Genomic DNA, 21,091 nt, shown 5'->3' with positions numbered 1-21,091 from the left:
ATGTCAAATAAAACCGTCCTGGCGGACGGTCCTCTGGTGCAGCTGTTCAGTTGTTGAACTCCACTATCAAGCGGTCGTTCCCGACCGGACCGGGCACCGTTTGCCGGTTGTCCAGCTCGGCCGCGCGCATGCCAGTCAAGAGCAGCCGCTTGCCATCCGGGCTCCAAAGCCAGCACATTAGGGACAAGTCCTTTGAACAGCTGGGTGCGGTTCAAAACCGAATTGCCGTACAAGGTCGCCGCTTACACGGTCAGCTTGTCCTGCGAGTATGCGATCGAACGCCGGTCCGGCGACAGGCGGAACTGACCGATCTGCTCAATCATAACCGATAGCGCGGCATTCCGGCGGTCATAGGCGCACAACGTCCCTTCGCTGCCCAGAAAGGCCAGCTGATCGTTATGTACCCATTCCAGCTGGCTTCTGCGCAGCGCGTCATGCTCATAGACGGGCGTCAACGCATCGCCGGATAGGCTCAGGAATTGCGCGGTTACAATGTTTTTCGCTTATTTGACGACTCCCAAGCTTAAGCCATTGTCGGCCACGGCAAGAGCACTGACCGTATCGCTTACAGCAAGTTGAAACGAGCGAAGCTGTTCAGCTGGCAGTGCGGTGACCGTCGTCTCCGCCTGTTCGACCATCGAGACGATTCCCAACGATAACGTGAGGTTGACTGCCTGCACCACCGCCACTACTTTTCCAGTCGGAGCCACAGCAAGGATATCGGGATCGGCGATGGCGGCTTCATCTTCTATGATCAATATTGTATACTTGTCCATTCGCCCTCCCCGTTATTCAAGCCCGGCTACGTATTGCCTGATCCCGTCCACAATCGCTTGGGCGGCGCGGGCTTGTCCATCCTCGCTCAGCATCCTCGCTTCCTCCTTTGGATTCGTCAAATAGCCGATCTCCACTAAGGTGGAGGGGACGCTGCTGAATGTGAGTACTCTAAGATGACCTTCGCGCACAGCGCGATTGCGGAATTTCAACGTCTCGACGACATGCTTATGAATCGATTCGGCCAGCGCCTTGCTGTTGTCGTAGCGATAATACGTTTCCGTGCCGCTGACGGACGGGTCCGAATAAGTATTCCCGTGGATCGAGATGAATACAGCCGCATTCCATTCGTTGGCAATCTCGGCCCGTTCCTCCAGCTCCACGAACACGTCATCCTGGCGCGTCAATTTCGGTTCATACTGAGGATCCTTTTTCAATAGCTCGTACACCTTTTTTGCCATGGAAAGCGTATAATCTTTCTCCATTTTGCCGTCGTTGCCTACCGCACCTGGATCTTTCCCGCCATGCCCCGCATCGATCAGCACCTTGATCTTAGTCTCCTTCGCCGTGACGGAAGCAATGACCGGTACAGGCGCCAGCTCGTCCTTGGGAGCGGTTAGCGGCAAGGAAAGAGTCGATTGGGAAGGCTTCAGGCCGGCCAGCGCCACCCCGCCCAGCAGGAGAAAGAATAACAGCAGGAGAAATCGAGCTACCCGTCTACGCTTGCGTTGTCTGTTCATGTTGTCCTCCCTGGGGATCAACTCGTTCGCCTCCTAGTTATACCTCTCTCAATTGGCAAGCAAGCGGCAGACTTGTAAACAATTTGTGTCCGACTTCGGCTTGGGCAAGTCAAGCCAGACTATAGAAGCTGACCGGCAGTCGGACATTCCAAATAAATGACCTCTAGCTTGGGAAACGCCGCTTTGAGCTGCTCCTGCGCGTATTGCATTCCGGCTTCTTCACTCTTCTGGTGTCCGGTGACGATCAATGCTTTGCGCAAGCCCATATCGGCCGCATCCCGGACGTATTCGTTCGTCTCCCATTCATTCGTCTCTCCGACGATCAACAGGTCGATCTCCTTGCTATTCAAGTAGTTCATATGCGATTTTCCGCCGGAAGCGCCAGGCATCAATCCCACCCGACTCACCGGCAGCTCCGGATCTCCTACGACCATCATTCCCTTTAATCCCAGCTTGTCCTTCAAATGAGTGACGATCGACCGTACCGTAAAGTTGCGCTCAGAGGGGAAAATAAGGAGATTGCGCTCATCCGCGCTCAGGTACTCCACCCATTCCAGCTTGCGCAGCATCCCGGCGAGAATGCCGTCCGGCCGATACCGGTGAATATAATCGTGAAAGCGGAAAATGGCGATGCCGGACTGCTCGATGAGCTCTCGCTTCTTCAGAAGCACTAGGTCGTCTGCAATCCAGTCATGCTCGTCCAAATGATTAAAATAGGTAGGCTCATGGGTGACGATCAGATCGACGCCTTCCCGAATGGCTTGCTCAATGGCCGAATAAGTAGCCGTCATCACAACCGCCACCTTGCGTACTTCCGCATCCGGCCGCCCGCACTTCAGCGTATCCACGGTCCGTTCCAGAAGTCCTACCGGCTCGATCAATCGATCTAGCACTTGCTGTACCGTTAATGACATGCCGTATCCTCCCCGTAAAAAGCTCTTCTTAGCATTATACCATACGCCCGGCTCGAACCACTTTCACGAACTTTAGAGGTAAGCCCCTATTTTTCCCAGCGAAACGATAGGAATGCCAACACCCAGCATACGATGCCGAATCCGCCTACGAATGCCCACTCCACTCCGAACGAGGTTAGCGGCTCACCCGCCCATACGCCTTGGATCAGCATCACGAAATGCGTCATCGGCAGGAAGTCGCTAATTGTCTGCATGAACCGCGGCATAATCTCGATTGGAAACGCGATGCCGGAGAGGAACAGCGACGGGAAAAACACCGCCATCGCCAAGCCGCTGCCCGCCCCAGGCGTACTGGCCCAGCCGGACAGCGCAAAGCCAAGACAGAAGAAGCTCAGGCAGCCGAACAGCAGACACATCAGTAAAAGCAGCAGATTGGGAATGGAGAAGCTCAAATCCCACATCAGCGAGGCGACCAGTATGATTTCAAGCGCTCCGACGAGAACAAGGAATAGGCCTTGCACGGAATGCGAAATGAGGACGTACGAAGCCCGGATCGGGCTGACCCGGTATCTCCGCAACACGCCGCTCTCCCGTTGGGTGATCATGTTGATGTTCAGCGTGAAGACGGACACCGAGATCACGTTCATCGCGCATAACGCCGCTACATAGGAATCAATGTACCTCGTTCCCGGCACTACGCCAGGCTGATCGCCGAAGATGGAGCCGAAGATGAGCAGCATTACCAGCGGGTAGATCAGTGTCCAGAAAATCGTGAGGAAGTCGCGGAAATAGAGCCGCAAATCAAAGCCGACTAATCGCAATAAAGGCATCATCCCACCTGCTCCTTCCCGAATGTGGTCATTTCGGCGAATACATCGTTCATTGAGGCGTCCTCCAGTCGAAGACCGCTCACGGTCCACTGCTCCTGATCGGCTAACCGGAACAACGCCTTCAAGGTCTCGTCCAGATCGTCCGACTGCAAGCGAATCAGATCCGTGTCCCACTCCACATTGATAACGTGAGCCAGGCTGCGGATACGGCCTTCGTCGAGCATCGGCCCGATGTTGCGGAAGCTGATTCGCTTCGCGCCGCCCAAGCTCGCAATCAATTTGGCCGGCGTGTCCATCGCAACGAGCTTCCCGCGGCTGATGACGGCGATCCGGTCGCACAGAAACTCGGCTTCCTCCATGTAATGCGTCGTCACGACGATCGTCCGGCCATCCTGTTTCATCCGATGGATGAATTGCCACATGTCGCGGCGCGCGTTCGGGTCGAGCCCCATGCTCGGCTCGTCCAGGAAGACGATCTCGGGATCGTTGATCAGCGCCAGAGCGAGCGAGACACGCTGCTTCCAGCCGCCTGACAGCGACTTGATGGTAGCGTTCATCTTGTCGGTCAGGCCCAGTGTCTGCGCGATAGCGGCGATGTCGCCGGAACGCTTGTACAAGGAGCTGAACAAGCGCAGCACCTCGCGCACCTTCGCCTTCTCCGGAATCGAGGTCGATTGGAGCAAAACACCGATCCGCTGCCGGATCTCGGGTGCTTGCTTGCCGATATCGAGCCCGAGCAACGTGGCGGTGCCGCTGTCGGCCGTCCTCAAGCCTTCCAGGATTTCGATCAGCGTCGTTTTCCCCGCGCCGTTCGGACCGACGACGCCGAATATTTCGCCCTTGCGCACTTGCAGCGAAATGCCGTCCAACGCCCGAAGCTCGCCATACTTCTTGGCGATCCCTTCTAGATCAATGACCGTCTCTACGGTTGCCATGAAATCCCTCCCTATGATGATGAAATATCGTTTACGCCTGGCATTGGCTTAAAGCGTAATATTGGGCCAATCAAAAGTCAATGAAAGAAATGTAAAAAAATATGTAAAACCCCCGTTTCCGCCACCCCATCCGCCCAGGACAAGTAACTAGAATATTCCATTCGACCTTCCAAGACGAAAACTCCGGAGCAGCCGCTCCGGAGTCCCCATAAATCCCACAACCTCACTACTTCTTCGTCGCCTTCCAAGCGTCCAGCTGCTTCTGCAGCTCGGCGATGTATTTCGGCAGCCCTGCCGCCTGCAGCTCCTTGCTGTATTGTGCGATCAGCCCCGTGTAGTCCTCGACCATGCCAATCTGATAAGTCTTATCGAACTTCTTCGACACCGATATGATGTTGGCGATCTCCGTCTGTACATTCGTGCTGTCGAAAGAGAAGCCGATCGTAGGCGCCGGCACGGCGGTCGAGTTCACCTTCTTCGTCTGCTCCCACACGTCGTCCTCTTGACCCGGCAGCAGCCAAGCATTGAACTGGTTGCCTATCGCCCATGCGGTACCGATGTAAGGTTTGCCCGGCATCGGCTCAACGCGGTTCGGGCCGAGCTTCTTGTAGTCGACGCCTTCTATGCCGTGGACGAGCAGGTTGTACAGCTCCTTGTCCGTGTTGATCAGCTCGAGCAGCATCATCGCGCGCTCCGGATTCTCAGACGTGCGGCTGATTCCGGTCAACGTCGCACTAATCGAGGCGGTCGAGAGCACCGGCAATCCCATAGGAACAACGTAGGCTTCGTAGCCAAACTTGTTCTTGTAGTCCGCCTCGACGCCCGGTTTCGCATTGTCGCGGGTGACGAAAAACTTACCGGCCCGCTGATCGGGCGTGACGTCCTTGGCAAGGCCCGAATCGGGATGGAAAAACCCTTTGACCTGCCACTCGCGGGCGAGCTTGGCGTCTTCGAGCATAAGTTGGAGATAGGCGCCTTGCGTCTTGTCATGGACTTTCAAATTGAAATCGACGACGACCGGAATGTTCGCATCAAGCGTCTCTACATAGGTCTCTTTCTCATGGTTATCCAGCGTATCGAAGCTCGGCTGCAACATCGCCATGTACATGTTCGGCTCGGCTTTTTTGACTAGCTCGAAGATCGGCGTCAAATCCGACATTTTCTTAACGGCCTTAATTTTATCCTTCAAATTGTATTTATCCACGATCGCCTTATGGAACATGAGGCCCGGTGTACGTGCGGAAATTTGATAGTTCGGCACGGCATAGATTTTTCCTCCGATGATTGTCGCGGCCCAAATATTGTCCGGAATCGCCTTCTTCATCTGCGGCGCATACTTTGCAATCAGCTCGTCAAGGGCGATGAACCCGCCTTTCGATACGGAGTCGCGGTAGGGCAGCAGATTGACGTTGTCCGACGTATATGCCAAATCGAACTTCTCGCCTGCAGCCAGCTTGAGCGGCATTTTCGCCCGATAGTCGGCGTTGCTGAGCGGTTGGAAATCGACAGTTGCATTGATCTTCGCCTTGATGATCTCGTTTGCTTTGGCATATACCTGCTCCGCATCGCCTTCCCGCGACCCTAGGTAGTACCAGATCAGCTTCACCGGCTTCAGTTCCGTCGCTGCCGGTTTAGCCGAAGTCCCAGTCGATTCGGACGGCGTCGTGGAGGCGCTAGTGCCCTTGTTCCCATCATCCGAGCTGCCGCAGCCGCCCAACACCGAAGCCGTAACCAGCGTAACTGCCGGCAATGCGACCAACCATTTCCTTGTTAGCCTTTTCATCTTGAAACCCTCCCTATTTTGCAAATCGCATCTATATCAGCAGTGATTCTACCCTGTCTGATATCAACCCTTGACCGAACCGATAGTCAACCCGCGTACAAAGTATTTCTGGAAAAACGGCATCACGAACAGCATCGGTCCGGCTGCAATAATCGCAAGCGCCATCCGGACGGTCTCGCTCGGGATTTTATTCAAATCCGCCAGGCTGCTCGGCAAATTGTCCATGTTCTCCAGGATCGACTGCAGCTCCAGGAGCACTTTTTGCAGCATAAATTGCAACGGGTACAGCTTTGGATTCGAAATGTAAATAAGCGGCGTCGTCCAGTCGTTCCAGTAGCGCAGCAGTACGAATAAGCCGATGGTCGCGATCGCAGGTTTGGACAAGGGCAAGATTAGACTTGAAAACATGCGGAACTCGCTGGCCCCATCCATGACCGCCGACTCTAGGATTTCCTCCGGAATTTGCTGGATGAACGTACGCAGGATGAAAATGTACCACACCGTGACAATATCGTTAAGCAACAGGATGCCGATGTTGTTGCCCAGGTGCAAATATTGCGTGATCAGGATGTATTTGGGGATCAGCCCCCCGTTGAACAGCATCGTAAAAAAGGCGATAAACGCGAGGAAATTGCGGTATTTGAATATTTTCCTCGACAGCACGTACGCCAGCATCAGCATAATCAGCACGCTCGTCGTCGCCCCTACTATCGACACGAAAATCGTAATTTTGTAGGAATCGATCATCTGATGGGGATTGGCGAAAACAAATTGATAGGCGGAGAAATCAATCGATTTCGGAATGATTTTGTAGCCGAAGGCTAGAATGTCGGATTCCTTGGAAAGCGAGATGGACACGATCGTCAGGATCGGGATGGTGAACAACAGGCAGAGCACGATGAAGAATAGATGGGTAACGATGGTGGAAATGCGCCAATTCCGGATCAACTGCTTCCCCTCCCGCTAAAATAATGAGCTGTCCGAACGTATTTTGCGTACGATAGCGTTCGCGGTAATGACAATGATGAAGCCGACGACCGCCTGGAACAAGCCGACCGCTGCCCCCATGCCGATCTGGTTGAGCTGGGTCAACGCACGGAACACGTACGTATCGATGACGCTTGTCGTCGAGTAGAGAATCGCCGAGTTCTGCGGCACCTGGTAGAACAAACCGAAGTCCGAGTGGAAAATATGGCCGATCTGCAGGATAAACTGGATCATCGTTACCGGAATGAGAAATGGGATTGAGATGAAGCGAGCCATCTGCCACTTGGAGGCGCCGTCGATCGCGGCCGATTCGTAGTAGGACTGGTCGACGCCGACTAGCACAGCATAGTTGATCAGGATGCTTACGCCTACCGATTTCCAGATGCCCGCGCTGATGATGATGTAAGGCCACACATCCGGCGTGAAGTACCAGTTGATCTTCTTCATGTCCATTGCGAGCAACCATTGATTCATCAGTCCGTAGGAAGGACTCAGAAAGGCATAGGTGATGTACGCGACGATGACCCACGAGAGAAAATGCGGGAAAAACATCGCCGTCTGGTACACCTTCATCGCCGATTTGTTGCGGATCTCATTCATTAGAAGCGCAATCCCTATGCTGATCAGGATGCCTAACACAATAAACGCAGCGTTGTAGGCGATTGTATTGAAGGTAACCATCCAGGCGTCGTTCGACTTGAAGAAAAACTTGAAATTGTCCAACCCCGCCCAGTCGCTGCCAAAGATGCCTTTGTCGTACCGGTACTTCTTGAACGCGACGATGACGCCGGCCATGGGCAAGTAGTGAAAGATGATCAAGAACAGCATAACGGGCGATGCTAGCAAGAATAGCTGAACATTTCGGGATAGGTTGATGGCGGGCAAGCCTCTCGTCTTTTTTCCCACGGCACACACTCCTTTTGTGATTGAAGCGCTTACAGGGTTCATTATTGGGCAGACGAGAGGGCGGCGTAAACAATAAGAAACGGCACTTCCTTCAAAAAACGGGAATAGCCGCTGAAAATGGGAGTGCGCGAGATTGGAGTAGCGGCAGCTAGGGGGCTGTAAGCTCGATTTTCGGGCTTAGAGCGGCTGGGCGAGGCGTTCGGCGAGCTGTAAGCTCGATTTTCGTGCTTAGAGCGGCTGGGCGTGGCGTTCAGCGAGCTGTAAGCTCGATTTTCGGGCTTAGAGCGGCTGGGCGTGGCGTTCGACGGGCTGTAAGCTCGATTTTCGAGCTTAGAGCGGCTGTGCGAGGTGTTTGGCGAGCTGTAAGCTCGATTTTCGGGCTTAGAGCGGCTGTGCGTGGCGTTCGACGGGCTGTAAGCTCGATTTTCGAGCTTAGAGCGGTTTTGCGTGGCTCCCGACAGACTGAAAGCCGCCCTTTCGGACGGCTTGGAACCACAACTATTCAACCATTCGGCTCACTTGCTCAAGCACCGCTCACCAAGTACCGCTCCCCGCGCTCCTTGATCGCCTCGAGCCGGGCGCTCAGCTCCTGCACCAGCTCCGGTCGCTGCATGTACAAGTTCGCCTGCTCCGACGCGTCGCGGTCGAGCGCGTAGAGCTGGCCCGGCGCGCCGTCCGGCTCATACAGCCCTTGCGCCGGGATGCCGATCGGCCGGTTCGGATTCGGCTGGAAGCCACCGCCGCCCTCCCCTTCGATCAGCTTCCACTCGCGCGTGCGAATTGCGAACATGCCGGACAGCGAATGATGGATGACCGCCTCTCGCACAGGACGCTCTACCGGCTGCCCGGTCAACACCGGCAGCAAGTCGAGGCTATCCTCCCCGCACGCCTCCGGCAGCGGCGCCCCGACAATGCCCGCACAGGTCGCTAGCAAATCCGTCAAGCAGAGCAGCTCCGCGCTCTCCACACCCTGCGGCACGCGAGCCGGCCAGCTCGCTAGGAACGGGACCCGATGCCCGCCTTCCCAAATATCGGCCTTCTGCCCCCGATACTCCCCGGCAGGCTTATGGCCGTGCAGCGTCATCTCCTCCCGCTGCGGATGCGGGCCGTTGTCGCTCGTGAACACGAGCAGCGTGTTGTCGCGGAGGCGGAGGCGATCGAGCAGCTCCATGATCCGACCGACGGTCGCGTCCATCTCGAGGATCAGATCGCCGCGCGGACCGATGCCGCTCCGCCCCCGAAACGCCTCGGCCGGCGTCCAGGGCGTATGCGGGCCGGTCAAGGCGAAGTACATAAAGAACGGCTTGCCCGGCTGCTCCGCCGCATGCGACTCGATGTACGCGAGCGCCTTCCGCGTATGCATCTCGTTCACCGCATCATCCCGCCAACCCGGCACCATCAATCCGCCGCGAGCCGACTGGCTGAAATCAAGCGGCTCCTTCGGCACGCTCGGAGGCTCGACAGGCCGATCATTCTCGAGGAAACAGTACGGCGGCATGTCCAAGGAGGCCGAGATGCCATAGTAATAGTCGAACCCGACATGGGTCGGCCCTCCGTGTGAGATCGGCTGGCTATAGTCGACCTCTTCCCCGTTTTTCGCCCAGCCAAGCCCTAGATGCCACTTGCCGATGCACGCGGTGGAGTACCCGTGATCCCGCAGGAACGACGGCACCGTGACCCGTCCTTCTTCCACAATAGGCGAACCGAACCCCTGGAGAACGCCTTTCTTCAGACTCCCTCGCCAGCAATAGCGTCCGGTCAGAATGCCGTACCTAGTCGGGGTACAAACAGCCGAATTGGAGTGGGCATCCCGGAACAGCATCCCTTCCGAGGCGAGGCGATCGAGCTGCGGCGTATGAATTTTGTCTGCGCCGTAACAGCCCAGGTCGCCATAGCCCATATCGTCGGCCAAAACATAGATGATGTTCGGTTTCGTTGGAGTTTCGTTTTCTTTTGACACAGGCTGTAGTCCCCTCTCGAATAACTTGCCGTTGCAGGCTAAGGCTAAGCCTAAGGCTTCAACGGCTCCGTCTTCAGCTCCCCTTCATACTCCAGAACAATTACAGTCGCAATCGGATCCGGCGTTAACTGCGGCAGGGTGAGAATCAAGCGGCTCAGCTGCTGCGACAAATTCATGCCGGCGGAATTGTGCACAAACTCGATCTCCTTCTCCGGCTCCGCCAGCAAATAAGCCCGCTTCACTGGACTGCCCAGGCCGAAAATAACCCGGTTGCCCCCTCTCCACTCGTACACATGCAGATACAGCTTGCCTGGTTTGTGCGTGAAGCCGCACCACGGCATCAGATAAGGGAAGGTCGGACAAGGCACGGTGCCGTAAATCGCCTCGCTGTTCACGCGCATCCACGCCCCGACCTCCTCCAGAATACGGACGCTCCCCTCGGGGATCGTGCCGTCTCCGCGAGGACCGACATTCAGCAAGTAGTTGCCGCCTTTGCGATTGATATCGACCAACAGCTTGACGAGCTGGACCGGGCTTTTCCAATTGTCGTCCGCCTTCTTGTAGCCCCACGTATGATTCAACGTAGCCGGAACCTCCCAGTCCGTATCGAACACATCGGAAGGGATCATGTTGTCGCCGGTAGAGGCATAGTCATGGTACTGGTGGCCGACGCGGGAATTGATCAGACAGTTGGGCTGCAGCCCCCTCACCAATTCGGCGAACCTCCGGCTCTGATCTTCGGTGAGCGACATCGGCGTATCGAACCAGATCAGCCCGATCGGGCCGTATTGCGTGAGCAGCTCGCGCATTTGCGGCAGCGCCTTCTCCTGCATGTAGCGCTCGAAATCCTTGCCCGCCGCATCGGGATAATCCCAATCGTTCCCGCCGGCATCGGGGTGATGCCAATCCTGGAACTGCGAGTAGTAGAAGCACAGCCGAATGTCTTCCTTCGCGCAGGCTTCCGCCAAAGCCTTCAACGGATCGCAGCCATACGGCGTCGCATCGACGATGTTGTAGGGAGAACTCGCGCTGCCGTACATAGCGAAGCCGTCGTGATGTTTGGCGGTGATGACGATGTACTTCATCCCGGCTGCTTTGGCCAGACCAACCCAAGCCTCCGCATCAAAACCGATCGGATTGAACTGCCCTGCCAACTCTTCATACTCCGCGACCGGGACCGCCATCCGCTTCATGATCCATTCGGATACGCCGTCGAACGGCTGCCCTTTCCATTCGCCTGCAGCAACTGCATACAAGCCCCAATGAATGAAAAGGCCGAAACGGGCTTCCCGCCACCATTGCATTTTCAACTGCCTCGCATCTTCTTCAAGAGCCAGGTCTTGTTGGATCATAGCGAGCCTCTCCTCCATTCTTCATGTAACGGCGTTATCCGTTGCCAGCCGGGGTATCGCGTCTTGGAAATTCATGGCATGCCGTTTCGCCATTCGGTATTCGGTCGGGGTTACCCCATAGTGGTCCTTGAACAATTTGAAAAAATAGTTTTTATTGTCCCAACCGATCTCATCCAACAGCGTGTCTAGCGTATCACCCCGCTCCAGCATGCGCTCGGCGATGAGCCTGACCCGTTCCTGATTGATGTAGGCCGCCATCGAGATCGACATTTCTTTTTTGAACAGCTTGCGGACGTAATCGGTCGACAGGTGGAGCAAACTCGCAATCTGGTTCGGGGACAAGTTAAAATCGGTCAAATGGGCATCGATATACGTCTTCATCTGTTCTACAAGCTGCATCGATTTGCCCTCCTTGCGATCGTCCATCCGTACGATGACCGAATGGAACAGCTGCCGGAACAAGTCCGCGACATCGTCCAGCGTCTCGCATTCGCCAAGCTGCTGGTTGAGCTCGATCAAGTCCAGATCAAACGTAACATTGGAATTCGAGTCCATGATGCTGATCGTTTCGTACACATGATGAAGCAAGTAATGAATGCCGAAATTTAAGTTGCGGATGGAATACCCTTTGAAATAATGCAAAATCTCCTGCAGCAGCCGATCGGCCTCCTCTTGCTCGCCGTGATTCAAACATTCCTTCAACTGCTTCACCAGCGGCCTCGGGAATTGCATGTTTTCCTCCGATAGCCCGTTCAGCTCCACCTCCGTTAACATGCAGCCCCCGCCGTAATGCATCCGGTAATGGGACAAATATTCGACCTCCCGGAACAAGCTGCCGATCGAATCCAAGCCGTCCCCCCGAGCGCTGACGAAAACCGATAAAGTGAACGGCAGCTCCTGCTCGAGCTGCTGCTGCAGCCTCCGCAAGTCCTGCAGCAGAGCCGCCGGCTGTTCTCTCCCCAGTTGATGCAATTCCGTCTCGACGATACACACCCATCGATCATCGACTTCCACTCCTTCACAGCGATAGCTCGCCGATAGCGAACGTTCCAGCAATGTCGTCAAGCTGCATCTTATCGGTTCCCACTGTTCCTCCGAACCACGCTTTTGTTTCAGCGCCGCCAACCGGTCGACTTCGAACAACACGACACAATACCGGCCGGCAATCGGGATGCGAACGTTTAGCTGGTGGAATATCGGCTCCAGCTGCCTCATATCTGACATGGGCTGAACCAGCATTTTGCGCAGCAGCTCCTGCTTCAGCGTCAGTTGATGATCGCTCTTGAACGATTGCAGTGAATTCATGCTCAGCTTCAACTGCTCCACCGTTTCGCTCACATAGTGGAGCTCATTGAGTATGACCGGCTCCTGCTTGTCGTTCATAAGCGCGGAGATGGTTCGTTTGAGCCTGCGAATCGGGAAATGCAGGAACAATGCGGCGAGCAGCGCCAACAGCAGACCAACGCCGAGCAGCATGCCCGAGATTACGAACGTACCCGTGCGCAACTGATGCAGCTGATGGGACAAAAACCGGTTTGTTGTGAGAACGAGAATTTTCCAATCCAAGTCGGGTATCGCCTGGTACGTAGCCACATAATCGGTATCGCCAGCTTGGCAAGTGTAATTCCCGTCCGTGGAGGAGCCAAGAAGCACCTTGGCAGGGACACAAGCGTTCTGGAGCTGGGAGGAGGTCAGCGGCGGCAGGGGCGAGTCGGCTTCCGCGATTTGACCCGCCTGATCGACGATTACCACCTTGCTGTTTGGCCCGAACTGATTTTGACCCATCGTGCGAATATTGTTCAGAATCCAGTCCGCCTTCACATTGATGACGATCATCCGCGAGACCGGTTTACTCCGATCAGCGGCATCGTACAGCACGTAAGTGAAAACGCTGTGCGGCTCCGAAGCGCCGCGTCCTTGGATTTGCCGGTAGATCGGCTTGAGCGGCTGCACGGTTGAGGGCTGCTTCGTCCACTCGACAACCTGGGGATCGTTCAGTTTGGCGGGCTCGCGCACATAACGGTCGGAACCCATCACATAAAATTGCTGCAGATTGGCGTTGTAAATATAAACGGTATCGATAAATGGTGCGCTTGCGAACGATTGGTCAAGATTGATGATGTTCAAGTTGGTCGTGAATACATCGTAGCTAGCCGCGTAGAGCAGCTGTGACGACTCTTGGCGGGTGTACAGCGTGAGCAGCAGCTGGTTGATGTAGTCGCTCGTGTAGCGAATGTTGTAGCTGATCTGCTCCAGCATTTTCTTATTCGTCGACTGCAGGGAGGTTTGCGAGTATTCGCTGAATTTGCCGAACAAGAAGTACGTCAGACTGACAATGAGGAGCATAACGGTGATGCTGATCAACCCGAACAATTTGAAAAAATAGCTTCTCGGCGTATACCGCTCTTTAAAATGGAGAAAGCCTTGCAACATGTACCCACCCTCTTCGTCCCCATGTATGACTAATGCAGGGTCAATCCGAATTCCAGGCTCTCTCGTTACTGATGAACGGGTCCAGCGGCTTGTAGTCCGGATTCGCGTAGTCGCCGCCGTAGTGACTCCGTCTGTAGTCGTCCAGCTGCTCCTTCAAGTACGCCCGCATGCGTTCCGCAAACTCCGGATGGCTGTCAATGAGGTTCGTGGACTCGTACGGATCTTCGATCAGTTGAAATACCATGTCGTCTTGAAGGCGTTCCGTATGGTTGGTCAGCAGCTTATACTCGTTGTCGATGACGGCGAACGTCGGCGAGCCGAACATGGCGTCCCGGTTGCTCACGAACCGGAATACGATCGGGCGAGATCGGCGCTCGGTCTCGCCTCGGAGGACGGGCAGCAAGCTGACGCCGTCGAGCGGTCGTGCATCGGGCATCGAGAGGCCGATTTCTTCGAGTATGGTAGGCAGAAAATCGAGCGTGCTGCCGACGGAACGATAGGTTGTGCCCGGTTTGACGTATTTCGGCCATTTCAGTACGGTCGGCACCGTAGTGCCTCCGTTGAATAAGCTTCGTTTGCGGCCTCGCAAGCCACCGGTACTGCCCCTGTTTCGTCCCTCTCCGCCTGGTCCCTCTCCGCCTGGTCCTTCCGGTCCATTGTCGCTGCAGAACCATACTAGCGTATCGTCTTCCAGGCTCAGCCGCTTCAGCGTATCGTTCAATCGACCTACCTGCTCATCCATCGCCGTGACACAACCGTAATAGTGCTGCTCGCCCTCGGAATAGTCCGCGTATATCGCGCGATGCTCCGGTCCCGCCGCAACCGGCGTATGTGGAGCGTGGAACCAGACGACGGCCAGGAACGGCTCGTCAATCGCTGCGCATTGCTCGATGAAGGGAATGGCACGGTCCATGATGACGCGGGAATCGTCTCCTTCGAGGTTGTCCTCTGCGTACTGTCCTTCCTGCACCCAATATTTCGAAGCGAAAGGCTGGTTCTCCATCGGGTTCCACAACGGGATCGCCACTTCCGTCGAGAAGCAGGTGTCGAAGCCGTGTTGCCAAGGCGGCGAGTACCATTCCGGCTGCGTCGCACCCCCGCGTCTGCCGTCCTTCAGCTCGCGGCTCAGCGTCCCCAGATGCCACTTGCCGAAGTGGCCGGTCCGGTAGCCGTTTTGCTGCAGGAGGGTGGCAAGCGTCAGTTCCTCGAGCGGCAATTTGCCGTCGTTTGCGGTCGTGATGCCATACCGGTAATGATGCCGACCTGTCAGACAAGTGCCTCTCGTTGGGGAGCAAACCGGCGCTCCGGCGTGAAACCGGGTGAAGACGGCGCCTTCTCGGGCGAGCTGGTCGAGATGCGGCGTTCGGATGACGGTGTTCCCGTTGAAGCCGGTGTCGCCGTATCCCAGGTCATCGCACATGACGAGAATGACATTCGTTTTTTTCATGGGAACCCCCTTTCCCTATTGGTGTTTTTTGTCCCTCACGAAATCGCTTACAACCAAAATCGTACCACGTTCTACTGGAGGCGTCTTTAGCTTCAATGGCACGATTTGTGTTTTACTGCACTCAAGTTTGTTTTGTAAAAATCGATTGTGGAAATGTTTGGATATTCGTATAATGGAGAAGGTTTAGTATTTTGTTGAAAGGTGGAGCCCTCGTTGTTCCCAATCCGTATCGACCGCCAGGAGCCGTTCGCCCCTTATTTGCTGTTCGCCCGTCAGTCCATCATCCAGAGCCCGAGCTGGCGCATCGGCTATACTCATGCTATACATCTTATTGAAGAGCACCGTCTCACCCTGCACACCAAGGAAGGCCGAACCGACTACATGCAAGGGGACATGCTTTTCGTGCCGTCCGGGAAGTGGCATAAGCTCGGTGTCAATCCGGACCGGCCAGCCCAGTTCAAGAGCTTGTACTTCGACTTTTGCTACGTCCCTCGACCGGACTTCAACACGAGACGCAAATATTTTCACATGGAGGGCGACACGTTCTATGAGTCTTATGTGAGTCCAGCCGAGCCGTATGCGATGCAACCGTCTATCGAGGCTCGTCATTTGGCTCAGTGGCAGGCGCTGATTTCGCCCTTTATCGATTTTGACATTCATGACGTGATCGATGGCGGCGAGTTGTTGAAAAATCAAGCGTATTTCCTGTTGTTCCTGCGCCAGTACTTACAGCTTGCGGTTAAGAAAAAGCACAAAGTGGAGGATTTGCGGATTACGCGGGTGATTGAGCGGATCGAGCAGGAGATCGGGGCGGAGGCTCATCATTTGGAGGAATGGATTTCGCATGCCGGCATCAGCCATCGCCATTTCTACAACCAGTTCAAGAAGCAGACGGGGACGACTCCGATCCAATATTGGAACCAGCTGCGCATGCAGCGGGCGAAGGCCGATCTCAAGCACACGACCCTGTCCATCTCGGACATCGCTATTAAACATCACTACTCATCGATTCATTATTTCTCGAAGCAATTCAGCCGCATGAACGGCATCACCCCGTCCGATTATCGGAAGGCTTTGAAGTTGTAGGAGGCTGCTTTGTTAACTCGATCCCAGCTTCAGCCTGGTTGGAGTTGGGATCTCATGCTTTGGCCACCGACCGAAACACCCGCCAAGCAGACAAGTAGACCAGGTTCCCCCTCTTTCCCCCGCCGCCGACCGCCTCAACCGCCAAGCCGCCACCCCTAAACTTCGCCAACTGTCATCTCTCCCCATATGAACCTAAGTAAATAGTCAATGAACCAAATTTCCTTCACCACAACTTATAGTTGCAAACGATGAACCTAAGTTCACTGTTCAGGAAGCTGGTTTCTCGAACTATGTACCTGGGTTCATAGTTCGGTTAAATCGATGCCGGCTAAAGCAAATCGGTTCAAAAACAGCGAACTTAGGTTCACAGTGCATAACATCCATCACGCCAACGGCTTCTGCTCCCCAACAAAACAACAAGCCGCTGGAACGAACCAGCGGCTTGTTTCGTAAATATAGTACTCCTCTTTTTTACGCAGACGCTTTTACTTGCTCCGGCTGCGCTTTGGCCGTCTTCACTTTGCCGACGAGCAGCGCGAGCGGGAAGGCGATGCCTGCGACCAGCGTCGCCACGAGGTAGACGTCGTTCACACTCATCGTGAACGACATCATGCCGATGTGCGCTTCGCTCGTGTCGCCGGCCGCGACCAAGTCTTGGGCGTGATGCGCCGAGCGGGAGGCGAGCATCGTCGTGAACACGGCGACCGCGAAGGAGCCGAAGACGTTGCGCGTCCAGTTCGAGATCGAGGACGCATGTCCGGCCAGATGCGGCGGGATTTGCTCCATCGATGCGTTGCTCGCCGGCATCATCACCATCGCGATGCCCAAGTTCCGGACGAGCATCCACCAGATGATGTAGCTGTGCGAGATGTCCAGGCTGAGCCAGCTGAGCATCAGCGTGCCGAGCGAGAGCAGCGGGATGCCCATCGCCATCAGCCAACGCGGCCCGAGCGAGCCGTACAGCTTGCCGACGACCGGCATAATAAGCGCCATGACGAGGGAAGCAGGCAGCAGGATCAACCCGGTATCCATCGCGGACACTTGCTGAATGCGCTGCAAGAACACCGGCGTCAGGAACGTACCGGAGTAGAGGCTGACCGTCAAAATAATCGTGATGATCAAGTTAAGCGTATACCGGCGGTATTGGAGCACCCGCAAGTTCAAGAGCGGCGTGTCCGTCGTCAGCTCGCGCCAGATGAAGATGATGAGCGTAATGGCGCCGATGGCGAGCAGCGAAATGATTTTGGCGGAACCCCAGCCCCATGTGTGGCCCTGGCCGAGCGCCAGCAAAAGCGAAGAACTGCTGACCAGCACGGTGACAAAGCCGATGCCGTCGAATTTTTTGGGTACGCTCAGGCGATAAAAAGGAATGTAGGCCGACACAAGAATAATCGAGATGATGCCGACCGGAATGTTCATCAGGAACAGCCATTGCCAGTCGAAGTTTTGCAGCAGCCAGCCGGCGAAAGTCGGTCCCAAAGCTGGAGCCATCATAGCCGCGAGCGACCAGAGCGCAATGGCCATCGCTTGTTTTTCACGCGGAACGACTTGGTAGATGATCGCCATCGAGGCCGGCATGATCAAACCGCTGAACACCCCTTGCAGGACGCGGAACGCGATGAGCGAATACTCGTCCCAGGCTAACGCGCATAAGCCGGATGCAATAACGAAGCCGATCAAGGAATACAAGTAGAGCCGTTTGTAGCTGAATTTTTCCCCCAGATAGCCGACAATCGGAGCAAACGTGCCCATCGCCAGGATAAAGCCGGTCAGCGTCCACTGGATGGAGCTCAGCGTCGTCTCGAAATGGTCCTGCAAAATCGGCAGTGCGATATTGATCGTGCTGGATGCCAACACACATAAAAAAGAGCCTACAAAGATCGCGACCATAACAGGCCAAAAGCGAACTTGGGCTTGGTTCTCTTGCTCGTTCACCGGTTTTCCTCCTAGACGTTTGCGAATATGTCTTGATTTACATATAATCAAAACCGTATTCCATCATACACCCAGGTCAATTATCTGTCAAAACTGACATATCGCCCAAAAGGAGCGTCTATGAACACTTTATCCTATGGATTGCTTAGTTTGCTCTCGAACGCCTCGAATTCCGGCTACGATCTGATGCTGAAGCTGCAGCCGTTCTGGCCGGCCAAACACAGTCAAATTTATCCTCTGCTCGCCCAGCTGGATCAAGACGGTTACGTCGTGCATGAGCTCGTGGTCCAGAAAGACAAGCCCGACAAAAAAGTGTACTCAATTACGGAAAAAGGTCGGGAGGCGCTACGGGCTTGGCTAGCTAAGCCTGCTGATGAGCCTGTTCATCGCGATGAGCTGACGCTTAAGCTGTACTGCTTGCATGAAGGCGACATCGCCGATATTCGCAAGCTGCTGCATGTGCGCATCGAATATAGCCGGGACCGGATGCTGTGGATGCACGGGAAAATCGAAGCCTATGCGCGCCAGGAGCAGCCGCCGACACTCGCGGTGCAGCTGCTGATGCAAAAAGGACTGTTCCATTTCCAGAGCGATCTGGCCTGGGCCGAATGGGCGTTGCTGCAGCTTGCGGACCGACAACCGAAACAAGATAATTAACGGGGTTAATCTTCCGGGTTAACTTTCACCTCTCATTCTCCCGTTATTGGCTCCCGCTTCTCCCAACCGTCTCGGAACAGGGGGATATAATGATTGGGATTGTATGGGTGCTGGGCCATGACCTCCAGATTCAGGTCGGTCCCCCACCCCGGCGCATCTCCCAGCTCAATATAGCCTTCCACAACTTTCACATGATTCGTCAGGATATTGCGCGTCCAATCGGCATTGAAGTCTTCGAAAATTTCATGGATGAAAAAGTTCGGCGTCGCCGTGTTCAGATGTGCGCAGGCGATGGAGCACAGAGGCCCTTGGGCGCTGTGTGGCGCCGTTACGCCATTATGCGCATGCGTCATCGCGCATACTTGCTTGGCCGTCGTGAGGCCCAAGAACTGCGGTTCGAGCTGAATAATATGCACGGCGTCATGCTTCAGCAGCTCGGCGAATTGCTCGCGGCAGTAGTAATCTTCGCCGCAGGCGACCGGTACCGGACTGCGCTTCGCGACTTCGATCATCGAGGAGATCAGCTGCGGCGGCACAGGCGCCTCGAACCAAGTCGGCTCGTAACGAGCCATCGCGTCGGCGAATTGCAGTGCCGTGTGGACGCTGAAGCGATTATGCCCTTCGATCAAGATATCCACTTCCGGCCCGACCGCTTCGCGCACGGCCTCGATGCAGCTGAGCGCCAAAGCAAAGTCGCTGCGCTCCACAGCCCGCCACGCCGCTCCGAACGGATCGAACTTCAGCGCCGTATAGCCTTTTGCGACTACTAGCTTCGCCTTTTCATAAAAGTTGTCAGGCGTCCGCTCGCCGCGATACCAGCCGTTCGCATAGACGCGCAGCCGGTCGTGGCATTTGCCGCCGATCAGCTTGTAGACCGGCTGACCGACCGCTTTGCCCATAATGTCCCAGCAGGCATATTCGATCCCGGCGAGCGCCGCCCCCTGGATTTGTCCTCCGTCCGAATAGACGTCCCGGAACAGCCGCAGCGTATGGTTCTCCACATCGAATGGATCTCGGCCTATGACGAATCTCTTCAGTTCGTGGATCGCGGCCTCTACCGTTTTCGCCAAGCCATTGAGCGTCGCTTCCCCAATGCCGTAGATCCCCTCGTCCGTCTCCACTTTCGTGAACACCCAATTTTTCCACTGATTCCCTACGATAAAAGTTTTCACATCCGTAATCTTCATGCCTTCCCCACTCCCTTTGGCTCGTTTGCGAATTGCGACAAAAATGTCTAGATCGTCTTCGCTCCCTACCGTCCAACTCATAGTCAGGCGCACGACAATACGCATTTTCGATGATGACCCGACGGTACGAAAATGTGTTTTCCGCCTTGATCTGCTGCTGGTGTCCGTTCATCTCAGGGATCGTCGCCTCTCCTCATTGTACAACGCCGATTGCGGAACGGAATAGCGGACTGGACAACGAAATTTTATTGATTCCCCTCGAAATGACGAGGGTAAGTAAGAGGCAGGCGAGGTGTAGTGGATCGTGTGTCCCTTACCTGTGAAGTAGTCAAGAATCCGAGCTGGGTTGGGTTGGGCTGGGTTGAGCTGGGTTGAGCTGGGTTGAGCTGGGTTGAGCTGGGTTGAGCTGGGTTGAGCTGGGTTTAGCTGGGTTGAGCTGGGTTGAGCTGGGTTGAGCTGGGCTGGGTTGGGTTGAGCTGGGTTGGCTGAGTACCTAAGTATCCAAGCTGAGTACCAAATTGCGCTTATCCCGCCTCCGAATTCCGTTCTGAGTACCAAAGTAAACAAATCACGAAGCCAGCTTCGCGTTCTGTTTACTTTGGTACTCAGTTTGCCTGTAATGTTCCAATTTTGCGAAATTTGCTTCCTTATCTGTTTACTCTGGTACTCAGGTATCCCAATATGAATCTCACGTGCAAAATTTGCTTTCCTAATTGGTTTACTTAACTACCCAAGCACTCAGATGCTCCATCAATAACAAACTCAGCCCCTGCTAATGCCCGCAGCAAGTTTGCTAATAGTCAATATCCGTTTGCTTTGCGGCCGTCCAACCGATTTTACCCCGAAATATTACAAACTTAAGTTTGTTATTAGCCAACCTTCGCCCTCAGTCCGCCAGTTCGAACAACCTGCCACACCCGAGCCTGATTACTTGTCCAACCTGTCACCCAATACAGCCTCCTCACACTGTTATTGTCCCGCCCGCTTACCCTGCATGACCCGTCCGGACCAAGCTGCCAGAAACCTGCAATTGCCCGACTTATCCATCCACTCGTAGCCTCTATAGTTCCCTAGAATTAAAAAGGGGGAACCTTCGGTTCTGCCAAAAAAACTTATACTTCCTATAATGTTAATAAACACCATCCTGACGGACGGTCCTCTGGCG

18 protein-coding genes are annotated in these 21,091 nt (G+C 55.1%); 2 read left to right on the top strand and 16 right to left on the bottom strand.

Features of this window, described 5'->3' with window-relative positions:
* Positions 1-46 precede the first annotated feature (46 nt).
* The 14 genes from PKO02S_RS33710 to PKO02S_RS26845 form a co-directional block, all read right to left on the bottom strand.
* On the bottom strand, positions 47-178 hold the full coding sequence (locus tag PKO02S_RS33710) for a hypothetical protein (RefSeq protein WP_281280470.1): 132 nt from the start codon (positions 176-178) through the stop codon (positions 47-49).
* Between the two features lie 64 nt (positions 179-242).
* A complete protein-coding gene (locus tag PKO02S_RS26905; RefSeq protein WP_127588060.1) occupies positions 243-455 on the bottom strand; it encodes a hypothetical protein in 213 nt (70 codons plus the stop codon).
* Positions 456-503: 48 nt separating this feature from the next.
* A complete protein-coding gene (locus tag PKO02S_RS26900) occupies positions 504-776 on the bottom strand; it encodes a hypothetical protein (RefSeq protein WP_127588058.1) in 273 nt (90 codons plus the stop codon).
* A 12-nt stretch (positions 777-788) separates the two neighbouring features.
* The gene (locus PKO02S_RS26895) at positions 789-1,514 is read right to left on the bottom strand and encodes an N-acetylmuramoyl-L-alanine amidase family protein (protein ID WP_127588056.1); all 726 of its coding nucleotides are present in this window, start codon (positions 1,512-1,514) and stop codon (positions 789-791) included.
* A gap of 119 nt (positions 1,515-1,633) precedes the next feature.
* A complete protein-coding gene (locus PKO02S_RS26890) occupies positions 1,634-2,428 on the bottom strand; it encodes a Nif3-like dinuclear metal center hexameric protein (RefSeq protein ID WP_127588054.1) in 795 nt (264 codons plus the stop codon).
* A gap of 86 nt (positions 2,429-2,514) precedes the next feature.
* Complete coding sequence (locus PKO02S_RS26885; protein ID WP_127588052.1) at positions 2,515-3,261, bottom strand: ABC transporter permease; 747 nt, start codon at positions 3,259-3,261, stop codon at positions 2,515-2,517.
* A complete protein-coding gene (locus PKO02S_RS26880; RefSeq protein WP_127588049.1) occupies positions 3,258-4,193 on the bottom strand; it encodes an ABC transporter ATP-binding protein in 936 nt (311 codons plus the stop codon). The genes PKO02S_RS26885 and PKO02S_RS26880 overlap by 4 nt, the downstream gene beginning before the upstream one ends.
* A 226-nt stretch (positions 4,194-4,419) precedes the next feature.
* Positions 4,420-5,976: an ABC transporter substrate-binding protein gene (locus PKO02S_RS26875; protein ID WP_127588047.1), complete on the bottom strand. Its 1,557-nt coding sequence runs from the start codon at positions 5,974-5,976 to the stop codon at positions 4,420-4,422.
* A 63-nt stretch (positions 5,977-6,039) separates the two neighbouring features.
* Positions 6,040-6,924: a carbohydrate ABC transporter permease gene (locus PKO02S_RS26870; protein WP_127588045.1), complete on the bottom strand. Its 885-nt coding sequence runs from the start codon at positions 6,922-6,924 to the stop codon at positions 6,040-6,042.
* A 15-nt stretch (positions 6,925-6,939) separates the two neighbouring features.
* Positions 6,940-7,869: an ABC transporter permease gene (locus tag PKO02S_RS26865; RefSeq protein WP_246067468.1), complete on the bottom strand. Its 930-nt coding sequence runs from the start codon at positions 7,867-7,869 to the stop codon at positions 6,940-6,942.
* Positions 7,870-8,392: 523 nt separating this feature from the next.
* Positions 8,393-9,829 carry a sulfatase family protein gene (locus PKO02S_RS26860; protein ID WP_127588041.1) on the bottom strand — a complete coding sequence of 479 codons (1,437 nt, stop codon included), beginning with the start codon at positions 9,827-9,829 and terminating at the stop codon, positions 8,393-8,395.
* 50 nt (positions 9,830-9,879) lie between these two features.
* Entirely contained in the window at positions 9,880-11,181 is a 1,302-nt protein-coding gene (locus PKO02S_RS26855) for an alpha-L-fucosidase (RefSeq protein ID WP_164821711.1), read from the bottom strand.
* Positions 11,182-11,202: 21 nt separating this feature from the next.
* Complete coding sequence (locus tag PKO02S_RS26850) at positions 11,203-13,614, bottom strand: AraC family transcriptional regulator (protein ID WP_127588037.1); 2,412 nt, start codon at positions 13,612-13,614, stop codon at positions 11,203-11,205.
* Between the two features lie 40 nt (positions 13,615-13,654).
* Entirely contained in the window at positions 13,655-15,061 is a 1,407-nt protein-coding gene (locus tag PKO02S_RS26845) for a sulfatase family protein (RefSeq protein ID WP_127588035.1), read from the bottom strand.
* A gap of 213 nt (positions 15,062-15,274) precedes the next feature.
* Between PKO02S_RS26845 and PKO02S_RS26840 the strand changes: the two genes are divergently transcribed.
* Complete coding sequence (locus tag PKO02S_RS26840; protein ID WP_127588033.1) at positions 15,275-16,147, top strand: helix-turn-helix domain-containing protein; 873 nt, start codon at positions 15,275-15,277, stop codon at positions 16,145-16,147.
* 471 nt (positions 16,148-16,618) lie between these two features.
* Here PKO02S_RS26840 and PKO02S_RS26835 read toward each other — a convergent pair whose 3' ends face one another.
* On the bottom strand, positions 16,619-18,082 hold the full coding sequence (locus tag PKO02S_RS26835) for an MDR family MFS transporter (protein ID WP_246067467.1): 1,464 nt from the start codon (positions 18,080-18,082) through the stop codon (positions 16,619-16,621).
* Between the two features lie 120 nt (positions 18,083-18,202).
* Between PKO02S_RS26835 and PKO02S_RS26830 the strand changes: the two genes are divergently transcribed.
* Positions 18,203-18,739 (top strand): PadR family transcriptional regulator, encoded by a 537-nt coding sequence (locus PKO02S_RS26830; RefSeq protein WP_127588031.1) that lies wholly within the window; start codon positions 18,203-18,205, stop codon positions 18,737-18,739.
* A 32-nt stretch (positions 18,740-18,771) separates the two neighbouring features.
* On the opposite strand, the gene PKO02S_RS26825 is transcribed toward PKO02S_RS26830, so the two are convergent.
* Positions 18,772-19,926 (bottom strand): mandelate racemase/muconate lactonizing enzyme family protein, encoded by a 1,155-nt coding sequence (locus tag PKO02S_RS26825; protein ID WP_164821710.1) that lies wholly within the window; start codon positions 19,924-19,926, stop codon positions 18,772-18,774.
* Positions 19,927-21,091: the final 1,165 nt, after the last annotated feature.

The sequence above is a fragment of the Paenibacillus koleovorans NBRC 103111 genome, from assembly GCF_004000845.1.
Lineage (GTDB): Bacteria > Bacillota > Bacilli > Paenibacillales > NBRC-103111 > Paenibacillus_AA > Paenibacillus_AA koleovorans.
The sequence above is the reverse complement of the archived record's forward strand: the minus strand, read 5'-3'. Positions and strand labels throughout refer to the sequence as shown.